Origin of the sequence: Frankia sp. Mgl5, assembly GCF_023242985.1 — a bacterium.
GTDB lineage: Bacteria > Actinomycetota > Actinomycetes > Frankiales > Frankiaceae > Parafrankia > Parafrankia soli.
The window spans coordinates 1-263 of the sequence record NZ_JALKFY010000163.1; the positions used below are offsets into that span (position 1 = coordinate 1).

Consider the following 263-nt stretch of genomic DNA (forward strand, 5'->3'; position numbering starts at 1 on the left):
GACTCCTACTTCCCCCAGATGAGCAATTCTCGCGCTAAAAGTATCGCCAGCCGCCGCTTCGACCGCTGCAGACAAAGCGCCGGACAGAATGACTTCCCCGGCTTTTAACGGCAGCTCAAATTCAGACAGTTTGTTCGCCAGCCATGCCACGCAGTTTGCGGGATTGCCTAATGCGGCAGCACCCACGCCCGTATTCATCAGCTCGCCGTTTTTATACAGCGCCATACCAGCCAAGCAGAGATCGATTTGATCCGGCGCTACAG

The 263-nt window shown here is 55.9% G+C and carries 1 protein-coding gene; it reads right to left on the reverse strand.

The genetic code is table 11. The features are described 5' to 3' along the window. Window positions 1–263: fumarylacetoacetate hydrolase family protein (locus tag MXD62_RS08825; RefSeq protein ID WP_368862343.1), on the reverse strand; the 263-nt coding region annotated here is incomplete at both ends.